Origin of the sequence: Paenibacillus pseudetheri, from assembly GCF_924513355.1 — a bacterium.
Taxonomy (GTDB): domain Bacteria; phylum Bacillota; class Bacilli; order Paenibacillales; family Paenibacillaceae; genus Paenibacillus_AQ; species Paenibacillus_AQ pseudetheri.
Window position 1 is genome coordinate 155,963 of record NZ_CAKMAB010000006.1, and the last position, 22,827, is coordinate 178,789.

The window sequence follows — 22,827 nt, forward strand, 5'->3', positions numbered from 1 at the left end:
ACAAGCGTAGGCCTCTCCTATAGAGAGTGGCAGAACCAGCTATACCCATCCGGTTCTCTCATATATAAGTGAAGGCCTACGCTATAAACATATACGATTACCTGAAAGCAGCAGTGTTCAACCAGCTTTGAAATCAAGCATTTCTATGGGCTTCTTTTTTCTTACGCAGTACGCTGTAAAGGATCGTACCACCGAATACAAGAATAATGATTGAAAAGAATAATACATGTGGCATTTCGTACCCAAAAGCGCCCGCGAGCATTTTACCAGCAATAATGGCAATAAGAGCAAAAGCGGCACGCTCGAGTTCCGGAATTTTATCAATAAGCTTCAAGAATAATTGCGCTACTCCCCGCATCATCAGAACGCCTATGATTCCGCCCATAAAGAGCACCCAAACCTGGTTACTAACACCAAATGCAGCAATAACACTATCAATACTGAAAGCAATATCCATTAATTCAACAAGGAGAACCGTCTTCCAAAAAGAAGACCCCTTATTCTCGATCTTCTCATCGCCACCGCCCTTAAATAACCCGCTATAAGCGATATAAAAGAGATAGGCTGCACCAAGAACCTTAACCAACATAAATTTAATAAGAAATGTCCCTAGACCGATAGCTAAAAATCTGAATACATAAGCTCCTATAATTCCGTAAAAGAGCGCCTTCTTCTGTTGTTCTTTAGGTAAATGCTTAACCATGACGGCGAGAACAAGCGCATTATCTGCTGAGAGCAGCCCCTCTAGCAGAACTAAGCTGCCAATAATCCCCCAGCTAACCGGATCTGAGAGCGTACCTACCACATCGCTCCATGAGAAAAAATGACCGTAGTTCTCACTAATATTCCTAAAAAATTCAGCGAACCAATCCATTACACTTGCGCCTCCGAAAAAATCGTCTATTTACTGCCAGCAACCCAGCGCAGTCCCCACCCATAAGCCTCATCAATCTCCCGATGACCACTGTAATATTGGACCAGCCGTTCAACACTGAATGTCTCGTTATTCACATTTCGAAATAACGCGATGGCACACATGCCTTTGCGGTTGTTATGCTCGTCCAAATTGACAATAATATCGGGGCCACCACTCTGGGTAATCGTGACAACACCGTCAGCTTCTGACCAATTGGTAACACCTTTATAAATAAAAGAAAAAATTAGAATCCGTTCAATATCAGCAATTTTGCTGCCATTAATCCGCAGATTCTCACCGGTTGTTACAGAGCCTGTCCGGTCATCTCCATCAAGCATGACATAAGGAGGTTGGTTCAACGAGCCAAAAGCATTGCCCAGCGCTTGAACTACTCCCTTACTGCCATTCTTCAACTCATATAGACAAGCAAGATCTAAATCCACACCATTTTTACGATTAAAAAGCCCTCCACCCTGCTTCTGATTCCAATTGAGGTTAATTAGCAATTCGCCCAAACCACCAGCTGATTTCTTCAGGTTGATCGAATCACCTTTTTTCTTCAGTTCGATCTTCTTCAGGTTGAGATTGACCGGAGGGGGTGTTACAGGTGAAGGCGCAGCTGCAGGAGGAGGTGGAATCTGAATCTTAGGCTCCGTTACCGGCGCTGATTGACGTTTAAGCTCTGGCTGCGGCGGAGCAGCAGGCTTAGGCACTGGTGTCGGTGCCGGTTCATCGTTCGCTTCTATCCCAAAGTTCCTACACAGTTCCTGTAGACCACCAGCAAAGCCAGCAGCAATGGCGCTGAATTTCCATTCACCGTTATATCTATATAATTCTCCTACCACAATAGCCGTTTCCACGGAGAAATGATTTTCAAGATCACATCGGAGAAGCTCCGCACCTGTTACTTGATTCAGAATCCGAAAATAGGCCTGATTTACCTGCCTAAAGCTTTGACCCCGCTTCTCCCCATCATAAATGGTAAGTGTAAACGCGAGTTTCATCACATCAGAAGGAACTTTGTTTAGTTCCACGTCAAATTGCTTGAGGCTGTTTGATGCAGGCATTTCCTTATATCTGATATAAGGTGTAGACGGATTATTATAAAATATCAAATCCTCATCTTTGCTTACTTTACCTTGCGCTCCAAGCAGAAAAGCAGAAGTATCAATCTCAAGTGAAGATGGCGATTGCCAGCCAATCTCTACGATAAGAGAACCAAGCCCAGGATTCCCTTTAGTTAAATCAACCTTTTGTCCTTTGACAACTGTAATACCCATTCTTACACCACCTTTATAAATGGAGCAATCATAACGCCTTCGGTGTCCTTATAAGTACGGCAAGCGTTTAAACGAGAAATATATGTGAGGGGATCCTTAATCAATCAAATATAAACGCCTTCGGCGTCCTGTAAAGACGGTTAGCGTTTGAGCAATAAATATAAGACATATAGTACTGTATTAAGCTTATACCTTCTTATATTTTTAAAAAAAGGGCAGGATCGGTGATGACCCCGCCCGGAAAATGCTATTGCGCGTCCAGCCCATAATTTTTACACAATGCGCTAAGACCGCCGCCAAAACCACTACCGATTGCCTGGAATTTCCAATCCGCACCATTGCGGTAGAATTCGCAGAATACAACTGCCGTCTCTGTTGAGAAATCTTCACCCAGGTCGAAACGGAGTACTTCACGATCTGTGGAAGCATCAACAACACGTACGAAAGCATTGGAGACTTGTCCAAAGTTCTGTGCACGAGTTTCGTAATCATAAATCGTTACGGTTATACCTATACGCTGAATATGGGTAGGGACTTTGCTGAAATCAACGATAACTTGCTCGTCATCTCCGTCACCTTCTCCTGTACGGTTATCTCCCGTGTATACTACAGAACCCGCACCACCATTTGGGTTGTTATAGAATACAAAATCATCTGCACCTTTAGCTTTGCCGTCTTCATGAAGCAGAAACGCTGAAGCATCGAGGTCAAAATCTTGACCTCCACTATACTTGTTAGTGTCCCAGCCCAATCCAACTACTACCTTTGTCAGACCTGGATTAGTCTTGGTAAGATCAATCCGCTGTCCTTTGGAAAGACTGATCGTCACTGACATAACCTTCTTTCATGAGTAGATTCAGTTCACTGTGTAATACAAGATTTATACTGCAAGATTTTATTGCAAGCCGTAATCGCGAGTCAAACCGCTCAAGCCGTCTTTGTAGCCGCTACCGATTGCATTGAACTTCCACTCTGCACCATGACGATACAATTCACCGACAACAACGCCAGTTTCAATAGAGAAGTCTTCACCCAAATCGAAGCGGATTAGTTCTTCATTGTTCAAATCATTAACGATACGCACATAAGAACGGGAAACTTGTCCGAAGTTTTGGCTTCTTGCTTCAGCTTCATAAATTGTAATAGTAAAAGCAACCTTTTCTACATCCGCTGGGATACTCAGAAGATCCACTTGAATCTGCTCGTCATCACCATCGCCGTCACCCGTACGGTTATCACCTGTATGAACAACAGAAGCGTTCTCGTTCTGTTTATTATTGAAGTAAATGAAGTTGGTTTCTTTTTCAACTTTGCTGTTCGCATTAGTCAAGAATACGGAAACGTCCAAGTCGAAATCTTTACCGCCGTCATATTTATTAGTGTCCCAACCAAGACCCACTGTGATTTTGGACAGGCCTGGATTTGTTTTTGTTAAATCGATCTTTTGACCTTTAGATAGATTAATTGCCATGATAACATTCCTCTTTTCTTTTATTTGGATTATACGTAGCGTTCTGCCAGTTGATTGATATGTGCCGCGTGACTACCCTCACCAATTGCGGCGAACTTCCACTCTCCACCTTGACGGTAAAGTTCCCCACAAATAAGCGCCGTATAGCCATTGTAATTATCAGATAGGTTGAAACGGATTAGCTCATTGTTGCCTACAGCGTTCATCACACGGATATAAGCTGATTTAATCAATCCAAAATCCTGTTTACGATTCGTGGCATCATAAATATTCACAACTACCAGAACCTTGTGTACATCGGAAGGAATGGCATTCAGGTTAACCATGATTTGCTCATCGTCTCCGTCACCATCACCCGTGAGATTGTCTCCGGAGTGAATGACAGAGTTACAAGGACTTTGCTTGTTATGGAAGCACACCAGGTTACCCTTCTTAACTAGCTTACCATTCTCGTTCAGCATCAGTGCTGAAGCGTCACAGTCCACGTTGGCCTGTTTCTTCACACCGAAGAATCCTCGAGCCGGCTCAGCCGGATCCCAACCTAAACCTACAATTACGTTAGATAAGCCTGCATTACCTTTTGTGAGATCAATCTTCTGACCTTTTACCAGATTAATTCCAGCCAACTTTACGTACCTCCATTCTCTAAAAAGAATCACCATCTATTAGTCTAGCTTTTGGATGTTATATGAGTGATACGCTAAAGAACTAAATACGTTTCATCCGAACTCATGTATATGGTATTACATCGTTTATAAACTGAATTCACCAGGGTTTAATCCCAAGACACCGCAAATATGCCGCACAACCGCTTTTTCATTGTCATCAAAATCACCATCAGCTGATCCAATAGCTGAGCATACACCCACAATTACGCGTCCCACATCCGGTTTGCCAGTAAACTTACCGATGGCTTTCAGTGCTTCCTGTTTACCGATTTCTGGCGAGAATTCAAAGTTACTTACATAAAAATTGAACTGGGTAATGACGTCTCTCATGTCAAACACCTTTAGCTCATTGCTCATATTCATATAGCCAGCCATTTTATTCTTTTCAGCTTCTTCTATCTTACCGTCGGCAGCAGCAACTAAGGCGCAGCCCGCAACTACCGCATTCATGAAATCTTTATTTTTGAATTTCTTCACTTGATCTGTTAGTCCGTTTTTGGTTGTGTTCAACCAGCTTTTAAATGTGCTCATCGTTTTCTCCTTCTATCACCGCAAGATTATGATAACAAAAGATATCCCAGAGCCTCCTCTCCACGTATCCGACAGAATTTTCATAGTAGATCCCTGAATCACGGTTTACTCTTCTAATATACCTGATAAAATAGCAATATTCTACTTTTCCAGACTTTTACAATACTTTTGATAGAAAAGATTGTGTCCGATCTTGCACAGGATTTCCAAACAATGCTACGGACTGCCTTCTTCCACGATTTCGCCCTGTTCCATGAACAGCACACGATCCCCAACCTCACGCGAAAATACCATTTTGGCGCCATTTTGCCGAATCCAATCCCCAATCCGTGTATCCTGATATTTATGCGCAGTTCTGTTTGAAGAACCTCGTATTTCTCGATGAAACACCAAAAAAGGCACTGCCAGAGATTCTATCCTCTCTAGCAATGCCTTTAGCACATTTAACTGTGAATTCTATTAAAGAATGATGTCCCCATCATAAGAACCAATCATTTTGTAAAGATCCGGCCGGCGGTCACGGAAGACGCCCCACTCGATCCGTCCGACTTCCAAAGCATCCAGATCAAATTCGCTCACTATTACAGTTTGCTCGTCTCGGCCTGCTTCTACAATTTTATTGCCTTGCGGTCCCGCAATGAACGAAGAGCCGTAGAAATTAATGCTAGAATCTTCATCAATTTCTTCACCGATACGGTTGGAGGCAACGACTGGAATAAGGTTAGCCGCTGCATGCCCAAGCATACAAGTCTGCCAATGATCCTTAGAGTCGATCGATCCATCCTGCGGTTCTGATCCGATAGCGGTTGGATAGAACAGAATTTCTGCTCCCATCAGGCTCATCACTCTAGCCGCTTCTGGGTACCACTGATCCCAGCAGATCCCTACGCCAATCTTGGCATAGCGAGTGTTCCATACTTTAAAGCCAGTATCTCCCGGATTGAAGTAGAATTTCTCTTCATATCCTGGGCCATCTGGAATATGGCTCTTGCGGTACTTGCCCAGTATCGTTCCATCGGCATCGATTACAGCTAGTGAGTTGTAACGTGCGTAGTTCTTTTTCTCATAAAAACTGATTGGCAGCACCACTTGCAGTTCCTTGGCTATTGCTGTGAAATGATTAATCGCTTTGTTATGTTCAAGCTCTGTTGCATATGCGTAATAATCAGCTTTCTCTTTCTGGCAGAAATACGGAGTCTCGAACAGCTCCTGCAGCAAAATAATTTGTGCTCCCTGTGCCGCCGCTTCTCTGACCAATGTTTCGGCTTTGCTGATATTCTCATCAATATTGCTGGAACAGCTCATTTGCGTCGCAGCTACTTTTACATTTCTCAAGAATCTGTCCTCCTTATATATAAATGTCCCTTTGGACGTTTAGTTTCCTTCAATTATTGCTGAGCAGGCATTTGCTGTGTAGTGCAGTGAACATTACCGCCCTCGGTGATGACCGCCATACCGTTAACTGTACGAATCTTACGTTCCGGGAACAAACCAGCCAACACTTCCTCGGCAAGTTTATCTGTTTCCACCGCTGTACCGCCAAACACAGGCAATATAATTCCACCATTTACGAAATAGAAGTTCAAATAACTGAGTGTCAGACGGCTGCCGTCATGATCCACACGTGGTGGTTGCTGAATCTTGATGATCTCCAGCTTACGCCCTTTGGCATCTATGGCATTCTCCAAAATACGAAGATTCTCCTGTGTAATCTCAAAATTCTCGTCCTGCGGATCCTCACAGACCTGAATAATGACTTTACCTGGAGCAGCAAAGCAAGCGATATTATCCACATGACCATCGGTTTCGTCACCACTTAGACCACGCTTAAGCCAGATAATAGTTTCTGTACCTGTGTAATTGCACACGTACTCTTCAATATTCTCGCGCTGCAATTCCGGGTTGCGGTTCGTATTGAGCAGACATTCTTCTGTAGTAATCAGGGTGCCTTCTCCATCCGTATGAATCGAGCCGCCTTCCATCACCAGCGGTGCATCAAAGCGTGTAACTTGTGAGTGTTCGAGAATCTGTGGCGCCACTTCGTCATCCAGATCCCAAGGTGAATATTTGCCACCCCAAGCATTGAACCTCCAGTTCACGCCTGCTAGAACCCCATCTTTATTAACAACAAAGGTAGGTCCGTTATCACGCAGCCAAGCATCGCTATGCGCTATAGGCAGCAGCGTTACATTCGGTCCACTAACCAGACGTTCTACTCTTTCCACGTCCTCCGGGTTAACGATGACCGTGATCGGTTCAAACTCAGCAATGGCTGTGATGATCTCCGCATAACCTTGGCATACAGACTCATGGTTATCCGGGAAACACATGGATTCCTGCACCGGCCAGGAGATAAAAGTACGTTCATGCTTGCCCCATTCCGGTGGCATTGTATAGTTCAATTCTTTAGGATTCATGTGTTAACTACCTCTACTATTATATTTGGAGCCAGCCCTACCCTTAAAACTCCTCCCTCATCATACAATAATATGTTCTAGTGCTCAATTCCCTAGACCACTAATAATGTTGGAAGAAATTCGGGCCACACGTGATCTGACAGAGCTTATAATGTAATTCTTTTTACCACATTGCCTTCAAAATCCTTAACGATGAACTCTCCACCTTCAAGGACACCATAGGAATTCGGATTATTCTCTTTAGGCAGCGATATCGAACCGGGATTCAGCACGTATATTCCCTCTTTTACATCCGCAACCGGAATATGGGTATGCCCCTGAATAAAGATATCCTTCTCGGATAGTGCCGGTAAATTCTCAATACTAAAGCCATGACCGTGTGTAACATAGATTCGTCTGCCTTCATGCAGGAGCATGACGTAATCGCCCATCATCGGAAATTGCAGCAGCATCTGGTCCACTTCAGCATCGCAGTTACCGCGCACTGCCGTTATGGGCTTCTTTTTATTATATTCATTCAGTTTATTAGCAACTCCCTGTGGGTCATAACCCTTCGGCAGTGGATTTCTGGGACCGTGATATAAAAAGTCTCCTACGATAACAAGACTGTCTGCCTGTTCTTCCTCTACCTTTTCCAAAGCCCGTTCTAACCAGAATAAAGATCCGTGAATATCGGAAATAAACATTAGCTTCATCATGTATTCTCCTTTTCGACTTAACTTAAGTAAATCTTACTCTTAGATCACAATTTTAACCTTGAATATGCTAACAACGCAAAAGCGGACGCTCCCCCAAAAGGAACGTCCTGCTCTATATGCCTCTATCCTTACGGTAAATTCGATGACCCCATCAAGAATCGGTCCACTTCGCGGGCAGTCTGACGACCCTCATCAATAGCCCAGACTACAAGGCTTTGTCCTCTGCGCATATCACCTGCGGTGAATACACCTTCTACATTAGTCGCTTGTGCTCCAAACTCCGCCTTGGCATTTCCACGCTCATCGCGTTCCACCCCAAGCTCGCCTAGTACAGTCGCTTCGGGCCCTGTGAATCCTAATGCGAGCAGTACCAGCTGCGCCTTTAGAACTTCTTCACTGCCTGGTACTTCAACCGGAACTATCCTTCCTTGTTCATTACAAGTCCACTCAATGCGCACGGTATGCAGCTCCTGCACATGCCCGCCATCGTCACCGACAAAACGTTTCGTCGAAACAAGATAACGACGTGGATCTTCCTTATACAGTGAAGCGGCTTCTTTTTGGCCATAGTCTACCTTAAGAACCTTTGGCCATTCTGGCCACGGATTGCTTGGCTGACGGGTCAGCGGAGCCTGTGGCATAATCTCAAGCTGGATCACACTACGGCAGCCGTGGCGGATCGACGTAGCTACACAGTCTGTGCCAGTATCCCCGCCCCCGATTACAACTACATCCTTATCTGCCCCAGACAAGTATTCACCATCAACAAGCTCTGAATCCAGTAAGCTCTTAGTATTCAGTGTCAGAAACTCCATAGCCTGATGAATGCCCCGCAGCTCACGACCCTCTATAGGAAGCTCCCGTGCCTGTGTAGACCCGCCACACAAGACAACAGCATCGTGCTCCGCCTTGAGCTGTGACGCCGAGATATCTCGCCCAATCTCTGTACGAGTTACGAATGTAATGCCTTCAGCCGCTAGCAGGTCTACTCGACGCTGAACCGTCTTCTTATCCAGCTTCATGTTCGGAATACCATACGTCAACAAACCGCCAATCCGATCTGCCCGTTCATACACGGTCACAGAATGCCCTGCCTTATTAAGCTGAGCTGCACAGGCAAGACCTGCTGGACCCGAGCCCACTACAGCTACCTTTTTACCTGTGCGAGTAAGCGGTGGTTCTGGAACAATCCAACCTTCTTCAAAACCTCTATCTACAATCGACTTTTCAATCGACTTTATCGTTACGGGCTTGCCGTTCATCCCTACTGTACAAGAACCTTCACAAGGTGCCGGACACACACGTCCAGTAAATTCAGGGAAGTTATTGGTTTTATGCAGACGTTTCAGTGCAACCTCCCAGTTCCCACGATAAACCATATCATTCCATTCCGGAATCAAGTTGTGCAGAGGGCAGCCGGAAGCCATACCAGACAACAGACGTCCTACATGACAAAATGGCGTACCACAGTCCATACAACGTGCGCCTTGCTCGCGCAGATTCTCTTCATCCATAGGAATCGAGAATTCATCCCAATTCTTAATCCGCTCCAGCGCCTCACACTCCGAAGGCGTCTGCCGTTCAAATTCCAAAAATCCGGTTGCTTTCCCCATCTCTTTCATCCTCTCTAAATATCCCCACAAAATGGAGCTTTGTTTCGATGCACTCAGGAAAAACACGCTCTATGATTGTCTGTCGTTATGCTTATGCCACTCTAAAGCGCCAAAGTAAATGCCTTCATATTAACATCCAATATTCACATCGAAAATGAGTAATATCACCTTTTTATGTAAAATGAAACAATCAAATTAAGGAAATAAAAAAACAAAAAAAGCACACAGTGTACTGTACCTGATTAAAGTACGTTACTCCGCATGCTTTTTAATAATGATCTTGTAAAAAACTAATTATTTCGCCGTCAGGACTACTGTCCCAATCCCTTTTAAAGTTAGCTTATTTCCAGTCAGTTCCTGCGTAAGATCAGCCCCGAAGATGGTCTTCCATGCTCCAAGCTGCGGCAGAACCACAGTGGTCTGTTCAGCATTCGCATTAAAAAGAACATAAATATGCTTCGCTGCATCTCCTCCAGCATGGCCACGCAGCGTGTAAGCTACTGCACTTGCCGGTGCTTTTTCAAAAACCAAATGGTTCCGAATGTCATCTGCCGTTCGCATACGGAAGGCCGGGTGAGCTTTACGCAGTGCGATTAACTGTTTCATATACGCCACATCTTCCTGATGCGCGGCGCACAATTCCCAGTCCATACGATTGATCTCGACCGAAGATTTATAGCTGTTCTCCACCCCGTCCTTCGTACGCACAAACTCCTGCCCTGCATGGATAAAAGGAATCCCCTGGCTCATGAACACTATCGCAGAAGCTAGTCTGTGCATGGAACGGCGCTGAGTAACTGTCTCACCCTCGGTGGACAATACGATTTTATCCCATAAGGTATGATTATCATGACACTCCACATAATTAACGTTTTGCTGAGGCTCCACGGCAAATTGCTTAATTCCTGGGCTGAAGTCAATTCCTCCCGCAATCCCCGCTTTGATCGCAGGCTCCAGACCCATCATTCCACTGATGAAGCCCGGCTGATCGTACAAAAAGATATTTCCCTTAATAGCATCCCTGAAATCATCATTAAAATGTCCGATTCCCGGCATAAGGGAGGCGTTCTTCTGATGAGCGAGCCGTTCCATCGGCAGCTCAGTCCCCATCATCCAGCCTTCACCAATTGTCATGATGGACGGATCTATTTCATCCAGACGCCGCCGAGTTTCCCGCATCGTATCGACATCCATCAAGCCCATCAAATCAAAGCGGAAGCCGTCGATATGGTATTCTTGGGCCCAATAGACCACGGACTCCACAATGAAGCGGGACATCATCAAGCGTTCTGTAGCCACGTCATTCCCACAGCCTGAACCATTCGACAGGCTTCCGTCTTGTTTATAACGTAAATAATAGCCAGGTACCAGTTTGGTGAAATTCACGCGATATCCGTCGTACACATGGTTGTAAACAACATCCATAATGACGCGGAGTCCACGATCATGAAGCGCTTGAATCATTGTTTTTAGCTCTTGAATACGTAGTCCCGGCACATAGGGATCCGTAGCATAGGAGCCTTCAGGAGCATTATAATTCTTCGGATCATAACCCCAGTTAAAATGGGGTTCATCCAGCTTCGTCTCATCTACACTCTCTGTAGAATAATCATAGATAGGCAATAGCTGTACGTGGGTTACACCGAGATCTGCGATATGATCGAGTCCCGTGAGAATGCCATCAGGTCCACGAGTGCCTTCTTCCGCCAAAGCGAGATATTGTCCCTTATGAGCCATGCCGCTTGCCGGATGAATGGATAAGTCACGCAAATGAAGCTCATAAATAATGGCGTCCACAGGATCCTCAAAAGACGGCTTATCTTCCGTCCACCGCTCAGGGTCTGTCTTGCGCAAATCTAGAATAGCACCTCTGTCACCGTTCACGCCAACAGCCCGTGCATAAGGATCAGCTGCTTCATTCCACTGTTCACCTAGACGAACTCGATAAGTATAGAATTTGCCATCCAGATCACCGTCAACAGTAACTCTCCATGTTCCCCGGATATCGCGAATCATAGCATATTTGCACTCTGCAGCTCCTTGCCATGAGTCATAGATTACTAGCTCTGCCTCTTGAGCCGTAGGGGCCCACAAGCAAAACGATGAACAGGCCGATGAATATGTAAGTCCCAGATCATCCCCGTCATAGCTGAACAACTGATCAAACTCCTGAGCGAATACGGAAATCCCTCTAGTAGTCTCAGGATCACCATAATAAATGGGTTCCTTCATTTCCTTTTGTACGGACAAAGCACCTATCCCCTTTTCCAGTTATTAACTGGATTATAGTATGATCCTCGAATTTGTGCAAACGTTTGACTCGAAATAGTTAGATCATTTTTTTCAGGGTAATCTCCTAGTCAAATCGTAATTAACTAGGCGTTTCTAAGATATTCATTCCCACCATTGTAATGATGTCTTTATTTGCATAATATGGGATGCGGCGTTCTTTACAAAGAGCAATCCTTCCATCCTTATACCTCACACCGTTATCCTGAACAATGAGGATTGGACGATCCCCGTTATCAGGTACTTCATATCCTATTCCTAATACCCAATGGTAGTCGTAAGCAAAATTCCCTCTCCACCGAAAATTAAACCATTTATCAAATTTAACAGCTACTGGCCGACCTGCATCAATCTCCACTTTATACATATCGAAATCGCTAAAAGTAGCGATAGATAGCTTATGTCCCCCATTTGGCGAGATTGAAGAGTGGATATAAGCTGTGATCCCCTTTACAAAACGACGTGTACTCATGCCCAAAGGTGTCCCACCGTGATGACTGTATATATAATTAATATGATCTGCTTTAGAGTGAAAATGACCTCTGCCACGAATAAAGTCCATTCCTAGCTGGGTATTCCAATACTCGGTTAAAGCTGCCATTGTCGCAGGTCCACATGCAGAAGACGGGGCTGAAACCCCAGCCTCCCACTGTGTGTATGGATCCGCCGGTAGTTTGTTACTGAGACTGGAGCCTCTATGCTTCATCAGGATGTTTCTCCTTTTGAAGAGTTCGCCTTAGGGTCTGAAAGGACCGGGCCCTCCGGGAGTAAAATCACATTCCCGCCAACATCCATAGGCACCTCTGAATCTGCCCCTGTTTCGGTTTCCTGTGCGGGTCTTTGTTCTGTCTGAGCAACTTCTTCCTCATCACCCTCATATCTACTTTCAGGATTAATCTGTAGCGTGAAATAGAAATTGGAGCCCTCTCCTTCGCTACTTTCCACCGCAATGGCTCCACCCATCAACTTAACAAGCTTCTTGCAAATGGCCAGTCCTAACCCCGTCCCGGCATACTTACGATTAAACGAGGAGTGCAGCTGGTAGAACGATTGAAACAACTGATGCTGCTTCTCTAAAGGAATACCTATCCCAGTGTCTCTTACATTAAATTTCAAAGTCGATTTCTTTGAAACCACGGACAATTTCCGCTCCACGTAAATGCAGACATTACCTCGGTCAGTGAATTTAATCGCATTGCTGACCAGATTAACCAACACCTGACGCAGACGCCCTGCATCTCCCATAATGAACGTAGGAACTCCTGGCGCCATGCTGTAAGACAGCTCAAGATTTTTTTCCAAGGCCTTAGCCATAAATAGATCCGTTACACTGTCCAGTACCTCCCGAAGATGCACAGGCTCATGTACGATCATCATTTTACCGGCCTCAATTTTACTGTAATCGAGAATTTCATTCAGAATATATAGAAGAGAGCTACTGCTCTCCTTAATAATATTTGTGTACTCACGTTGCTCTTCATCTAGTTCCGTCTCTGCAAGCAGATCCGTCATCCCCACTATGCCGTTCATAGGCGTGCGTATTTCATGACTCATAATGGCTAGAAACTCTGATTTAGCCTGGTCCGCTTTCTCCGCAGATTCCTTCGCCCGAATGATCTCCTTCTCATCTGTAATATCCCTGAACACGACTACAACACCTTTAGGTTCGCCTTTATCAAAAAGAGGGGTTACTTGGTACTCCGCAAGAAAGCTTGTACCATCTTTACGCCATAAGACTGCATCCTTGCTCTGGTAAGATCCCCCTGACCTAATGGCCTTGATAAGTGGCGACTCCTCTGGCCGGTAATGTATCCCATCAAGCGCTGTGTGCTGAATATGATCCAGATAGGAATGGCCCATGATCTCATCATGTTCATAACCGAGCATATACAGACCTGCAGGGTTGATGAAGGTCACCTTCTCCTCCATATCGAGTCCAAAAATACCCTCCGAAACCGCATTTAATATAAGGGTGTACTCATTGCTCAGCTTCTCAATTTGTTCTGTATATCTTATACGTTCCGTAATGTCACGAGAAATACCATATACACCAACCACTTGATCGTCTACAATGATCGGAATATTAGTGGTATTAATCTCTACAAAATGCCCGTCTTTATGAATAAGTGTCAGATCATAGCTTTGAGGATATCCCTTAGCGGCTAAGTTAAAATGATACAGCGTCTTCTCCATATCCTTCTCATGCACAATGGGACCAAAGTACATTCCTATCAGTTCTTCCAGCGAATATCCGGTCAGCTTCTCCAGATTCGCATTGGCTGTTAAATAATCCCCGTGCAAATTCATTGAGTACACAGCAGACGGATTATATTCAAATAAGGATTTATAGCGCTGTTCATTCTCCTGAAGTTTGGATTCGAACTGTTTACACTCTTCAACAGCATGACGCGAGATTAAATCCAGCGAGTTCTCGGATATCAATCTATAATTACGTTCACTTTGAAAAATCTGTTCCTCTAGCTCTCGGTGATCTGCCATTTGTTGATCTGCAATCTTTCGGTCCGTAATATCTTCGGCGTACAGAATAATATACAAAGGGGCTTGTCCTGCTGCTCCAAATCCTGAGAACGTCAGAGAAAGCCATACCGGGTGAGCCCCTTTGTTAAAAAAGCACTCTTCCTTCTTCCAGCTTCCTGTTGGGGAATTCTGAAGCTCGTCCATCACCAATCTATAGGTGAGCTCTTTCGAAGACGACTGTCTATCTTTCATTTCTGAAAAAATAGCCCCAGCAAGAAACTCGGCTTCCGTAAAGCCAAGTAAATTGTAAAAAGCCGGATTAACCTTTAGCCAGTTGCCATTGCCATCGTTTAAAGATAGTACGGCCATTCCCTCTGGGGACCTCATAAATGCATGTTCTAACATCATGCTATATTCTACCGAGTTATCCATCTAATCCAGACCTCCTCTGTTGCGAACGTTGCACCACTCAATACCCTTCTTAGTTCAGTATACGATAAGAGAAGTGAGTAATGAAATGTCCTGCGTATCATTTTGAATAGGGAATAGTTTAATTTTAAATATTGACTGGATGCTCAGAGACAAACTATTATTAACACAAGCATAAACGCCTTCGGCGTCCTCGTTAGGACGATAAGCGTTTAAGCGAGAAATATAAGAATAATGTATACCGTGAAACTTATACTTTCTTATATTTTAATAATATCGTTCGTGACCTATTACGCTGGAAGCACCCGTAATAAAGGCTTTTGCCTTTGCTACGGGTGCTTTTTTTGTTGCCATTAGGTTACGACAATAGGAGGAGAACAAATGAAAGTATTTAAGTCCATACCCTTACTACTGTTGACGGTCCTGTTACTGCTAAGCACATCATCAGAAGCTTTTGCTGCATCTATAACAGAATTAACCCCTTCTATTAAAGCGGCTTTTGATCTGACGTCCGCGACGGCAGAAGGTCCTGCCAGGGTTAAGCTGACTTCTTTGTATAATGATTTATCCACCTTAAAGCTGCAGTATGATCAGCGCGAGGAGCATATCCGAATCCTTCACTACAATAATGAGCAATCGCTAGTTGTGGTCCGTCAACAAATTAAAGGGATTGATCTTGAAGCAGTGACCCGATTGGAAGCCTCCGTTAAGAGCTGCAAGCAGCGCTATCAGCCTTTATTCGACCAGTATAGTGCACTTAACAAACGAATTAGTATCGCTAAGTCTCTTAAGAATAAGACCTTAAATACCGTACTGCGCACCCAAGGTGATGCTATGAAAATCTTGGTTCAGTTGGCACGGCAAGAGATAAGCGACAAACAAAATCAGCTGAGCGCCGCGAAAAAGACACGTACCCAAAAGATAGCCGAAGCTCGTAAAACCTTATCTGGCATTGAAAGTCCTCAAATCACGATCAAATCTAACAAGAGCGTAATCACCTCGTTAAACAAACGTACCTCAGCAGATTGGACTGACTTTAAAGCAGCCATTCGCAAACAAAATCTTACACTAACCACCCAGTCCCTATCTTCACTGGTCTCTGGTTATCGTCAGATCGCAACCCACAAACAAAAAATAATTGAGCTCGAACAAAAGGTGTCCCTTGTTATAGCAAATACGAAGAAACAAATCAGCTAGCGGACTTCTTCTTACTTGCTCTGCGGTAAGCCATCACTTTGCGGTACATGCTTTTATTAGGAAGATGTTTGAAAATATACGGATCCGGACTAGTATTCACTTCAATAATCCAAGGTGTCATGTGGTTATCTAAACCTACGTCTACACCGATCTGTTTAAAGCCAGGATATTTCTTATGATAGAAACGTCCGGTATCCTCACCTAGCTTTCTCAATATCTTAAGCATCTGGGCTTGCTGAGCATCGTTCAAATAAGGTGACAGCAGCTTCTCCATAGACATTAGCGTACCACCGTTATGATAATTGGTAACAATCTTGCCTTTCTCAGCTACTCGGCCGATCAATCCGGTCGTTTCCCATTTGCCACGCGGACTGAGCTGGACCATCACACGGATATCAAAGCGATGCTTTCCATGCTTTAGCAAAACGATCCCTCTCTGAATCAAGTAACTACGTCCGCGTGTCGCTTTCTTAAGGGATGAATAAAAGGTGTCATAGGCTCCAAAAGTCTTAATCTTTGTTCCACTTTGGTATTTGTATTCTGTTCCATGAGAATCCTTACTCTGTTCAACCTTCATTACACCATTACCATAGGTGCCATGTTCCGGTTTAACGTAAATCATCCCATATTTCAAGAGCATCGTCTTTAAGTTTGCTTTACTAAACTTCACCGTTTCTGGAATGAGCGGTGAAATCTCGGAACTTTGCATGAGCACCTTGGTTTTAATCCATTTACTGGTCAATGCCGACTTTAACTTCGTTCCCAATTGCCCTCTCCCCTGTCACTCAAATAATAATCACAGCCTTGCCTAGCCTTAGTATTTTATGCTTCGACTATTTGAATGGCATGGGTTGAACGCCCTCTCCGCTCTCAGATGTATCTCCAGATCCTTAAGCTGCATATGGTGGGAAGAGGATAACCATTAGCGGATCAGAGGAGGCATGAACCATGCATATTTGTATTATTGCGCCGGAACGGCTCCCGGTTCCGGGAGACGGTTCAGTAGAAATCTGCATTTGGGCCATTGCCAGAAGGCTGGCTGAGAAACATAGGGTTACCATTGTGAGCCGAAGAGCACCGGGACTGCCCGATGCCTCAATATTGGAGCAGGTCAGAATCATTCGTTTACCCGCAAGTACTCCCGTTCATTATCGTACTTCGGTGTTAGACTACATTCGGAATGAGTCATTTGATATCGTTCAGATCGATAATCGCCCCCATCTTATGTCTGCTGTAAAGAAACGGCTCCCTCATCTTCCGGTCTTTCTATTTCTGCATTCTCTTACATTCACACCGGGCACAGATAAAGTTGCTCACGCCTTGACTAAAGCAGACCTGATCATTGCGAACAGCCACTCTTTAGAGCGAAGGCTAACCCGGCGCTTCCCACAATTGAACAAAGCAATCCGTATTGTCCTGCTCGGAGCAGATCTTGATCGGTTCACTCCTGTATCGACAGAGGAAAAATACTATCTTCGCGGACATTACCGACTCCCGAAGGCTTTTACCGTCTTGTTCGTCGGTCGAGTCATTCCCCGTAAAGGGGTGCCCGTATTAATACGTGCTATGCACCATTTAAATAAACACCTTCCTGCTCATCTTGTAATTGCAGGCAAAGGAAGCCCCTCGTATTTGCGACAGCTGAAGCTGCTTGCACGGCAACTAGGCGTATCCGTCACCTTCCTTGGGAATGTAGCTCATGAAGATATTCATACCCTTTATCAAGCAGCCGACTGCTTTGTATGTCCTTCTCAGAATCATGAATCCTTTGGACTTGTCAATGTAGAGGCCATGGCCTCGGGACTGCCCGTCATCGCTTCTAACAATGGTGGTATCCGTGAGATTATCGACTCCGGCCATAACGGATATCTGGTGGAACGATATCGCGAGGCCTTGCCCTTTGCTAGAAATTTGTTGCGACTAGGCCGGAATCCAGAGTTAGCAGCAGCCATTGGGAAACAAGGAAGAGCGGATGCGCTTGAGGTCTTCAATTGGCAACGTACAGCAACTGATTTGGAGCGGCTTTACCAATCCGCCTTAGTACAACAATAGATCCACATAAAAAAGTAGTCCGCCTCCAAACACTGGAGACGGACTACTTTGAATTAAATAAATTGAACAACTGTAAGTACAAGCCCTACAACAAAACCGCATAAGGCACCGTTCACCCGAATCCACTGAAGATCTTTACCTACTTTATCCTCCAGCATATTCACTAGACTAGCATCGTCCATACTATCCAGATTCTCTTTCACCAAAAGACCGATTCGGAAGTGGTTGGCCTCTACAAATGTAATTAATGAAGCGCGAATCCGCTCCTCCCAACTGCCGATCCACTCTTGTTCCTTGCTAATACGGCGTACAAGCAGGGCGTATAGTGCAAACAGCTTGCGTCCGCCCGCTGCCCGGTCCTCTTCCAATAAGGAGAGTGCCTTGCTGCGTACGTTCTCCAATTGAGTATGCAGAAAAACGGTTGCTGCTTCTCCCTCAAGCTCATGGAGTGCCCATTCTTTTACAGAAGCCATTCTAGCCTCATCATTAACAATCTGGAACAGCGCCACTCGAATTTCCCGGATAATCTCTTCACGATAAGGGCTATCCTCTTCACGAAAATCGCGAATACCGGACTGTAACATGCCTTGCAGCATTTCACCAAGCATATCCGCATCCATGAACCCAACGAAAGCCTGAAAAGCCATTCCCTTCAGTCCACCGAGCTTTACTTCGGCTAGTTTCTCACTGGCGATCTTACCTAGCATAGCTTTCGTTTCAGGACGACCGCTCCAGTTAGATACCCCTTCCAGCGCATAATCCAGAGCCGCTACATCTTTTCCATCGTTCATTAATTTAGTGACAATCTTATCAGCTGCAACCCCAAGCTCCGCTTCACGAATATAATCAGAGGCTGCCTTTTGAAGAAAAGGTACAGCTTTCTCTACCGGAAGACGTGACACGAATTCGCTAAGCTGCTCCAGGATCTGGGCTCTCACCTTCTTCTTGCTAAAGAACTTTGTCAGCAGCTTAGAACCCATAGACATAATGCCAAACTTGCGCAGCTTGTTCTCAATACTCTCTTTGTTCAGCAGCTCAGTCTCCATAGCAGTAATTAGCGACTGGATAATCTTATCCCGATTCTTGAGCAGCAGTGAGGTATGTGGAATACGCAGCCCCAGCGGATGGCGGAATAACGCGGTTACCGCGAACCAGTCGGCAATCCCCCCAACCAGCCCAGCCTCAAAACCACCTCTTAGTAGAATCACGGCGAGATTTTCAGGTAGAAATAGTGTAATCAGAAACCCACATGCCATAAAAGCTAGTGACATGGTGGCCAAGTTTTTGGATCTCACGATTAGTCCCCCTTACATACACAGCTGCCGATGTCCTTACGCAGGAAAAATACCGACGGATCACGTCCCACGAACATGAACTGACGATAGACTCGGCTAGTCGATTAGTTTAACAACTATTGTACCACGACTGAACTATTTTCTAAAAATATACGATTAGAATAGAAATGAAAAGGTGTTTTTGGTTTTCAGAATATTAATGATAAGATACAAGTAACGTTCTCACTGGCCCGCGAAGGGGACAACTATGACTGGATAAGGAGATCATACACTATGCTGATTGCTTTAGATATGGATGGAACATTGCTGAACGAAGAAGGACAAATTAGCCCAAAGAACCGCGAGGCGATTATAAAGGCTCAGAATTTAGGTCATATCGTAATTATTGCTACGGGACGCTCTTTTATGGATGCGGAACGACAGCTGCGTCTGGCAGATCTGGAATGCCCGATAGTCAGTCTAAATGGCGCAGTGGTTACATTGTCTGACCACACGCTGGCAGCAAGTAAACCGCTGAAGAAGGAAGACATCATTCCTGCATTACGCTGGATGAACGAAATTCCGGATTTGTATTACGAGGTATACACAGAGGACAACGTATATGTGGAACTCAATAAACGGGTAAGATTAGAGAAACTATCTACACTAAGTGAAGAAGAAGTACCTGAGGAAGTCAGCTGGCTGCTAAAAGCAATGATCGATCAGCAGTTTCAACAAGCGGCTGTAACTTACGTCGAAAGTATGGAAGAGATCTGGAGTAAAGAAGAAAACGTCATTTATAAAACATTAGCCTTTTCTCTAGACCGGGAACTGCTCAAAGAAGCCTCCACCCGCTTCGCCGCGATCCCTGGCCTCATTATTACAGCCTCCCATGTCAATAATATCGAAATTAACCATGAGGACGCCAACAAAGGCTCCGGTGTAGCTATGCTCGCCGCCCACTATGGCATCCCGCTAACAGATGTAGCCGTAATGGGTGACAGCTATAATGATCAACCGATGTTCGAGAGGGCCGGCTACCGGATTGCCATGGCTAACGCAGCACCGGTTCTAAAGGAAATGGCTGAATTTGTTACCGTCAGTAATGCGGAAGATGGAGTGGCGGCAGGACTTGAGCATCTTATGGCTAAATTCTGAGCCAGCATCCCTGGCTTAAATCATAAACAGCTAAATAACCTCTGACAGCATCCTGAGGATGGGTCAGAGGTTTTTTTACTACCGCTTTATACAAGGATGATTGTCCAAGCTCAATGGCTTGGCAAACTCAACGTCTTTTAATAACTCGTTATTCCGCTTATTATGCATAACACGTGATTCGGATAGACCTGACTGAATCTCCTTGAGCATTTGACGATTCTCATCATATAAGGTAACTGCCAGTATATGATCATCTTGTCTTACAACCAGCTCCATATTGGGCTTAACTTCAAGCGATACCGTTTCAAAAGGAGACACATCGATCATAACTTCCAGTCCTACATTCTTGAATGTATAGGAGTATGTGATTTCAGGTCCACAGTTATAAGTGGCTTCAATACGTCCATTCCCTATATTCACATCATAGGCCAAGGATTCAAGCTCTTGTGGAATTCTTGGAGCAATGGTCAGTGTATTGTTAATCAGATCTGGACGGATACCTAAGAAATATTGGTACCACACACGCAGCTGCTCAGCATTGGACCAAGCCTGCAGGTATGCACCCGTCAACTTCGCCCAGCTCTCACCTTCCGCAGGATAAGCATCCATATTCTCACTAAGTCCACCGATAACACCTAAATTCAAGGCCTGCCAGTTCATATTCTTGAATAGCTGATAGGCGGTTTCCTCCTGCCCCGCTTCAATCATACGCTGCATCGCAATACCATTAAGCCAAATCCAAACCGCACCGTTATGATAAGCCTCGTCTTTCGGATAATGAGAAGTTAAATGAAACGGACGGAACAAAGGATGATGTCTATCTAGCGAAGCAACGCCCCATGGATAGACCAACTCTTCCCACGCGGTACGAATCGCTCTAGCCTTAAAATCGTTATCGTCAAACATTTCAAAAGCAAATAACTGGTTTGGGCGCAGGGAGAATTCCGGCTTGTCTTCTGCGTCCAGTCTGTCTGCTAAATAAGGATGCGCTTGATCAATGAAATCGACCTCAAAATGGTGCTTTAAGGTTTCAGCAATGCGCTTCCATTTATCAGCATTCACCTTGTCATTCATATATTCAGCAAAGTAAACACCAGCAAGCAATTGGTTATACCAGAGTGCTTGAATATCATTGGCACGGGTATCCCGAGGAGAATACGACTCCAAATTGCCATCCCGGGCATCCATCCAAGTTTCATTATCTGCGTGCCTCAAATACCCTTTATCATCTACCCAATATTTTATGGAACCTTCAATACTATATTGTACATTGTGATAAAGCTCTTTAATGATCGCTGTATCTCCTGAATACTTAACGTAATCCTGCAACTGGATAATGAATCGCGGCGTACCATCCGTTGTATGATAATCAACCTTTCCAGGAGACAAAATATTTGGAATTCTACCAAAGTATTTAGAATCTTCGTCCGTATTCTGAAACTCTGCGAATGATAGTAAGATATTTCTAGCCGTTTCGAATTGCCCTGTAACGAGTACGGCTCCTGGAAGAGCTATGAATTGATCCCGTCCCCAATATTCGTTAAACCATGGCAGCCCTGCATAGATACCATCACCCTGCTGTCTAGTAACTAACTGATCCATTGTGATGTTCAACCAATTCATAGCTAAAGTAAACGTATCATCACTGCTGGTTAGATGAGCATTATGGTGTAAGAAATCTTCCATCCGCTTAACGCGTTCATCTTTCAAAGTGCTTATACCTTGTCTAGCTTTACGGATTAAGCTTGCTGCTTCTTCGGATGTCATACCTGCAGCGATATAATAACCCCCAGCGTTTGCATCGGCAATTAGAACTTCATTATCCATGTGCAAAGGTGAAAGGTTGATAGCACTAACTGCAATCACCCAATCTCCCTCGATAGCACTAAAGAACGCGATATGATCCTGTTGGTTTATATAGCTAACATTATCTCCCCTTAAAACGATGCCTATGGCTTCCTTCGCATCAGCGAGACTAATTTCTAATAGATTATGATAATCCACCAACCACAGCTCTTCTGTCAGATCGGCGTGCTTACGCACCATTTTATAAGGATAGGCCCACACTTTCGATTGTCGATTGTCTAGCTGCTGTTCACCTACGAATAAGGTGTATCCACCGAAAATTCTATTCTTAGCAATATTAAGTCCCTCAAAAAATGCATGTTCCACATGATCCGTATGATGGGATTGCGTAAAATAAAATGCTGCCTCTTTATTCGTAAATGAAATACTCCGATTGGCTTCTTGAGAGACAAATGTCTTCATTTCATCCAGAATTGATGTATGAACTTGATCACTATTCATTGTAAGCCTCCTCCTTTAAAATAGTAGACCGCTATGAAACCTCATAGCG

General features: G+C 44.6%; 19 protein-coding genes and 1 pseudogene. 3 read left to right on the forward strand and 17 right to left on the reverse strand.

Translation table 11 applies throughout. The annotated features are described in order from the left end of the window. Positions 1–133 precede the first annotated feature (133 nt). The 14 genes and pseudogenes from L1028_RS07755 to L1028_RS07820 all read right to left on the reverse strand — a co-directional run bounded on the left by L1028_RS07755 (position 134) and on the right by L1028_RS07820 (position 14,793). On the reverse strand, positions 134–874 hold the full coding sequence (locus tag L1028_RS07755; RefSeq protein ID WP_234532771.1) for a TerC family protein: 741 nt from the start codon (positions 872–874) through the stop codon (positions 134–136). A gap of 26 nt (positions 875–900) precedes the next feature. Further along, positions 901–2,196: a TerD family protein gene (locus L1028_RS07760; RefSeq protein WP_234532774.1), complete on the reverse strand. Its 1,296-nt coding sequence runs from the start codon at positions 2,194–2,196 to the stop codon at positions 901–903. A gap of 247 nt (positions 2,197–2,443) precedes the next feature. Next, positions 2,444–3,025, reverse strand: coding sequence for a TerD family protein (locus L1028_RS07765; RefSeq protein WP_234532776.1), 582 nt, complete (start codon positions 3,023–3,025; stop codon positions 2,444–2,446). Between the two features lie 66 nt (positions 3,026–3,091). Next, the gene (locus tag L1028_RS07770; RefSeq protein ID WP_234532778.1) at positions 3,092–3,667 is read right to left on the reverse strand and encodes a TerD family protein; all 576 of its coding nucleotides are present in this window, start codon (positions 3,665–3,667) and stop codon (positions 3,092–3,094) included. 29 nt (positions 3,668–3,696) lie between these two features. After that, the gene (locus L1028_RS07775) at positions 3,697–4,293 is read right to left on the reverse strand and encodes a TerD family protein (protein WP_076285126.1); all 597 of its coding nucleotides are present in this window, start codon (positions 4,291–4,293) and stop codon (positions 3,697–3,699) included. Positions 4,294–4,419: 126 nt separating this feature from the next. Next, entirely contained in the window at positions 4,420–4,866 is a 447-nt protein-coding gene (locus tag L1028_RS07780; RefSeq protein ID WP_234532780.1) for a tellurite resistance TerB family protein, read from the reverse strand. A gap of 157 nt (positions 4,867–5,023) precedes the next feature. After that, positions 5,024–5,163: pseudogene (locus tag L1028_RS07785) on the reverse strand (peptide ABC transporter ATP-binding protein); the annotation flags it as partial. A gap of 162 nt (positions 5,164–5,325) precedes the next feature. Then, positions 5,326–6,201, reverse strand: coding sequence for an N-carbamoylputrescine amidase (gene aguB, locus L1028_RS07790; RefSeq protein ID WP_234532782.1), 876 nt, complete (start codon positions 6,199–6,201; stop codon positions 5,326–5,328). A 53-nt stretch (positions 6,202–6,254) separates the two neighbouring features. Next, on the reverse strand, positions 6,255–7,283 hold the full coding sequence (locus L1028_RS07795; RefSeq protein WP_234532784.1) for an agmatine deiminase family protein: 1,029 nt from the start codon (positions 7,281–7,283) through the stop codon (positions 6,255–6,257). A gap of 146 nt (positions 7,284–7,429) precedes the next feature. Continuing rightward, complete coding sequence (gene yfcE / locus L1028_RS07800) at positions 7,430–7,978, reverse strand: phosphodiesterase (RefSeq protein WP_234532904.1); 549 nt, start codon at positions 7,976–7,978, stop codon at positions 7,430–7,432. A 131-nt stretch (positions 7,979–8,109) separates the two neighbouring features. Next, positions 8,110–9,594 (reverse strand): glutamate synthase subunit beta, encoded by a 1,485-nt coding sequence (locus L1028_RS07805; RefSeq protein WP_234532787.1) that lies wholly within the window; start codon positions 9,592–9,594, stop codon positions 8,110–8,112. A 294-nt stretch (positions 9,595–9,888) separates the two neighbouring features. After that, positions 9,889–11,844, reverse strand: coding sequence for a type I pullulanase (gene pulA / locus L1028_RS07810; protein ID WP_234532790.1), 1,956 nt, complete (start codon positions 11,842–11,844; stop codon positions 9,889–9,891). A 121-nt stretch (positions 11,845–11,965) separates the two neighbouring features. Then, on the reverse strand, positions 11,966–12,589 hold the full coding sequence (locus tag L1028_RS07815) for a C39 family peptidase (protein WP_234532792.1): 624 nt from the start codon (positions 12,587–12,589) through the stop codon (positions 11,966–11,968). Then, complete coding sequence (locus L1028_RS07820; protein WP_234532794.1) at positions 12,589–14,793, reverse strand: PAS domain S-box protein; 2,205 nt, start codon at positions 14,791–14,793, stop codon at positions 12,589–12,591. The genes L1028_RS07815 and L1028_RS07820 overlap by 1 nt, the downstream gene beginning before the upstream one ends. Positions 14,794–15,171: 378 nt before the next feature. On the opposite strand from L1028_RS07820, the gene L1028_RS07825 reads away from it, so the two are divergent. Then, positions 15,172–15,987: a hypothetical protein gene (locus tag L1028_RS07825; RefSeq protein WP_234532796.1), complete on the forward strand. Its 816-nt coding sequence runs from the start codon at positions 15,172–15,174 to the stop codon at positions 15,985–15,987. Here the strand turns inward: L1028_RS07825 and L1028_RS07830 are convergent. Continuing rightward, on the reverse strand, positions 15,980–16,753 hold the full coding sequence (locus L1028_RS07830) for a YheC/YheD family protein (protein WP_234532798.1): 774 nt from the start codon (positions 16,751–16,753) through the stop codon (positions 15,980–15,982). The genes L1028_RS07825 and L1028_RS07830 overlap by 8 nt on opposite strands. Positions 16,754–16,935: 182 nt before the next feature. Between L1028_RS07830 and L1028_RS07835 the strand changes: the two genes are divergently transcribed. Further along, a complete protein-coding gene (locus L1028_RS07835; RefSeq protein ID WP_234532800.1) occupies positions 16,936–18,039 on the forward strand; it encodes a glycosyltransferase family 4 protein in 1,104 nt (367 codons plus the stop codon). Between the two features lie 53 nt (positions 18,040–18,092). Here L1028_RS07835 and L1028_RS07840 read toward each other — a convergent pair whose 3' ends face one another. Next, positions 18,093–19,334: a DUF445 domain-containing protein gene (locus L1028_RS07840; RefSeq protein WP_234532801.1), complete on the reverse strand. Its 1,242-nt coding sequence runs from the start codon at positions 19,332–19,334 to the stop codon at positions 18,093–18,095. A 273-nt stretch (positions 19,335–19,607) separates the two neighbouring features. On the opposite strand from L1028_RS07840, the gene L1028_RS07845 reads away from it, so the two are divergent. Next, positions 19,608–20,471, forward strand: a complete 864-nt coding sequence (locus tag L1028_RS07845) for a Cof-type HAD-IIB family hydrolase (protein ID WP_234532802.1) — start codon at positions 19,608–19,610, stop codon at positions 20,469–20,471. A 78-nt stretch (positions 20,472–20,549) separates the two neighbouring features. Here the strand turns inward: L1028_RS07845 and L1028_RS07850 are convergent, their stop codons facing one another. Next, positions 20,550–22,778: an amylo-alpha-1,6-glucosidase gene (locus tag L1028_RS07850; RefSeq protein WP_234532803.1), complete on the reverse strand. Its 2,229-nt coding sequence runs from the start codon at positions 22,776–22,778 to the stop codon at positions 20,550–20,552. Positions 22,779–22,827 lie beyond the last annotated feature (49 nt).

Excerpts from the sequence above, each read along its gene's own strand:
- L1028_RS07770 (WP_234532778.1), bottom strand. The coding sequence starts at position 3,667 with ATGGCAATTAATCTATCTAAAGGTCAAAAGATCGATTTAACAAAAACA.
- L1028_RS07845 (WP_234532802.1), top strand. The coding sequence starts at position 19,608 with ATGCTGATTGCTTTAGATATGGATGGAACATTGCTGAACGAAGAAGGA.
- L1028_RS07825 (WP_234532796.1), top strand. The coding sequence starts at position 15,172 with ATGAAAGTATTTAAGTCCATACCCTTACTACTGTTGACGGTCCTGTTA.
- L1028_RS07805 (WP_234532787.1), bottom strand. The coding sequence starts at position 9,594 with ATGGGGAAAGCAACCGGATTTTTGGAATTTGAACGGCAGACGCCTTCG.
- yfcE (WP_234532904.1), bottom strand. The coding sequence starts at position 7,978 with ATGAAGCTAATGTTTATTTCCGATATTCACGGATCTTTATTCTGGTTA.
- L1028_RS07760 (WP_234532774.1), bottom strand. The coding sequence starts at position 2,196 with ATGGGTATTACAGTTGTCAAAGGACAAAAGGTTGATTTAACTAAAGGG.
- L1028_RS07795 (WP_234532784.1), bottom strand. The coding sequence starts at position 7,283 with ATGAATCCTAAAGAATTGAACTATACAATGCCACCGGAATGGGGCAAG.
- L1028_RS07780 (WP_234532780.1), bottom strand. The coding sequence starts at position 4,866 with ATGAGCACATTTAAAAGCTGGTTGAACACAACCAAAAACGGACTAACA.
- L1028_RS07850 (WP_234532803.1), bottom strand. The coding sequence starts at position 22,778 with ATGAATAGTGATCAAGTTCATACATCAATTCTGGATGAAATGAAGACA.
- L1028_RS07820 (WP_234532794.1), bottom strand. The coding sequence starts at position 14,793 with ATGGATAACTCGGTAGAATATAGCATGATGTTAGAACATGCATTTATG.
- L1028_RS07815 (WP_234532792.1), bottom strand. The coding sequence starts at position 12,589 with ATGAAGCATAGAGGCTCCAGTCTCAGTAACAAACTACCGGCGGATCCA.
- L1028_RS07835 (WP_234532800.1), top strand. The coding sequence starts at position 16,936 with ATGCATATTTGTATTATTGCGCCGGAACGGCTCCCGGTTCCGGGAGAC.
- L1028_RS07755 (WP_234532771.1), bottom strand. The coding sequence starts at position 874 with ATGGATTGGTTCGCTGAATTTTTTAGGAATATTAGTGAGAACTACGGT.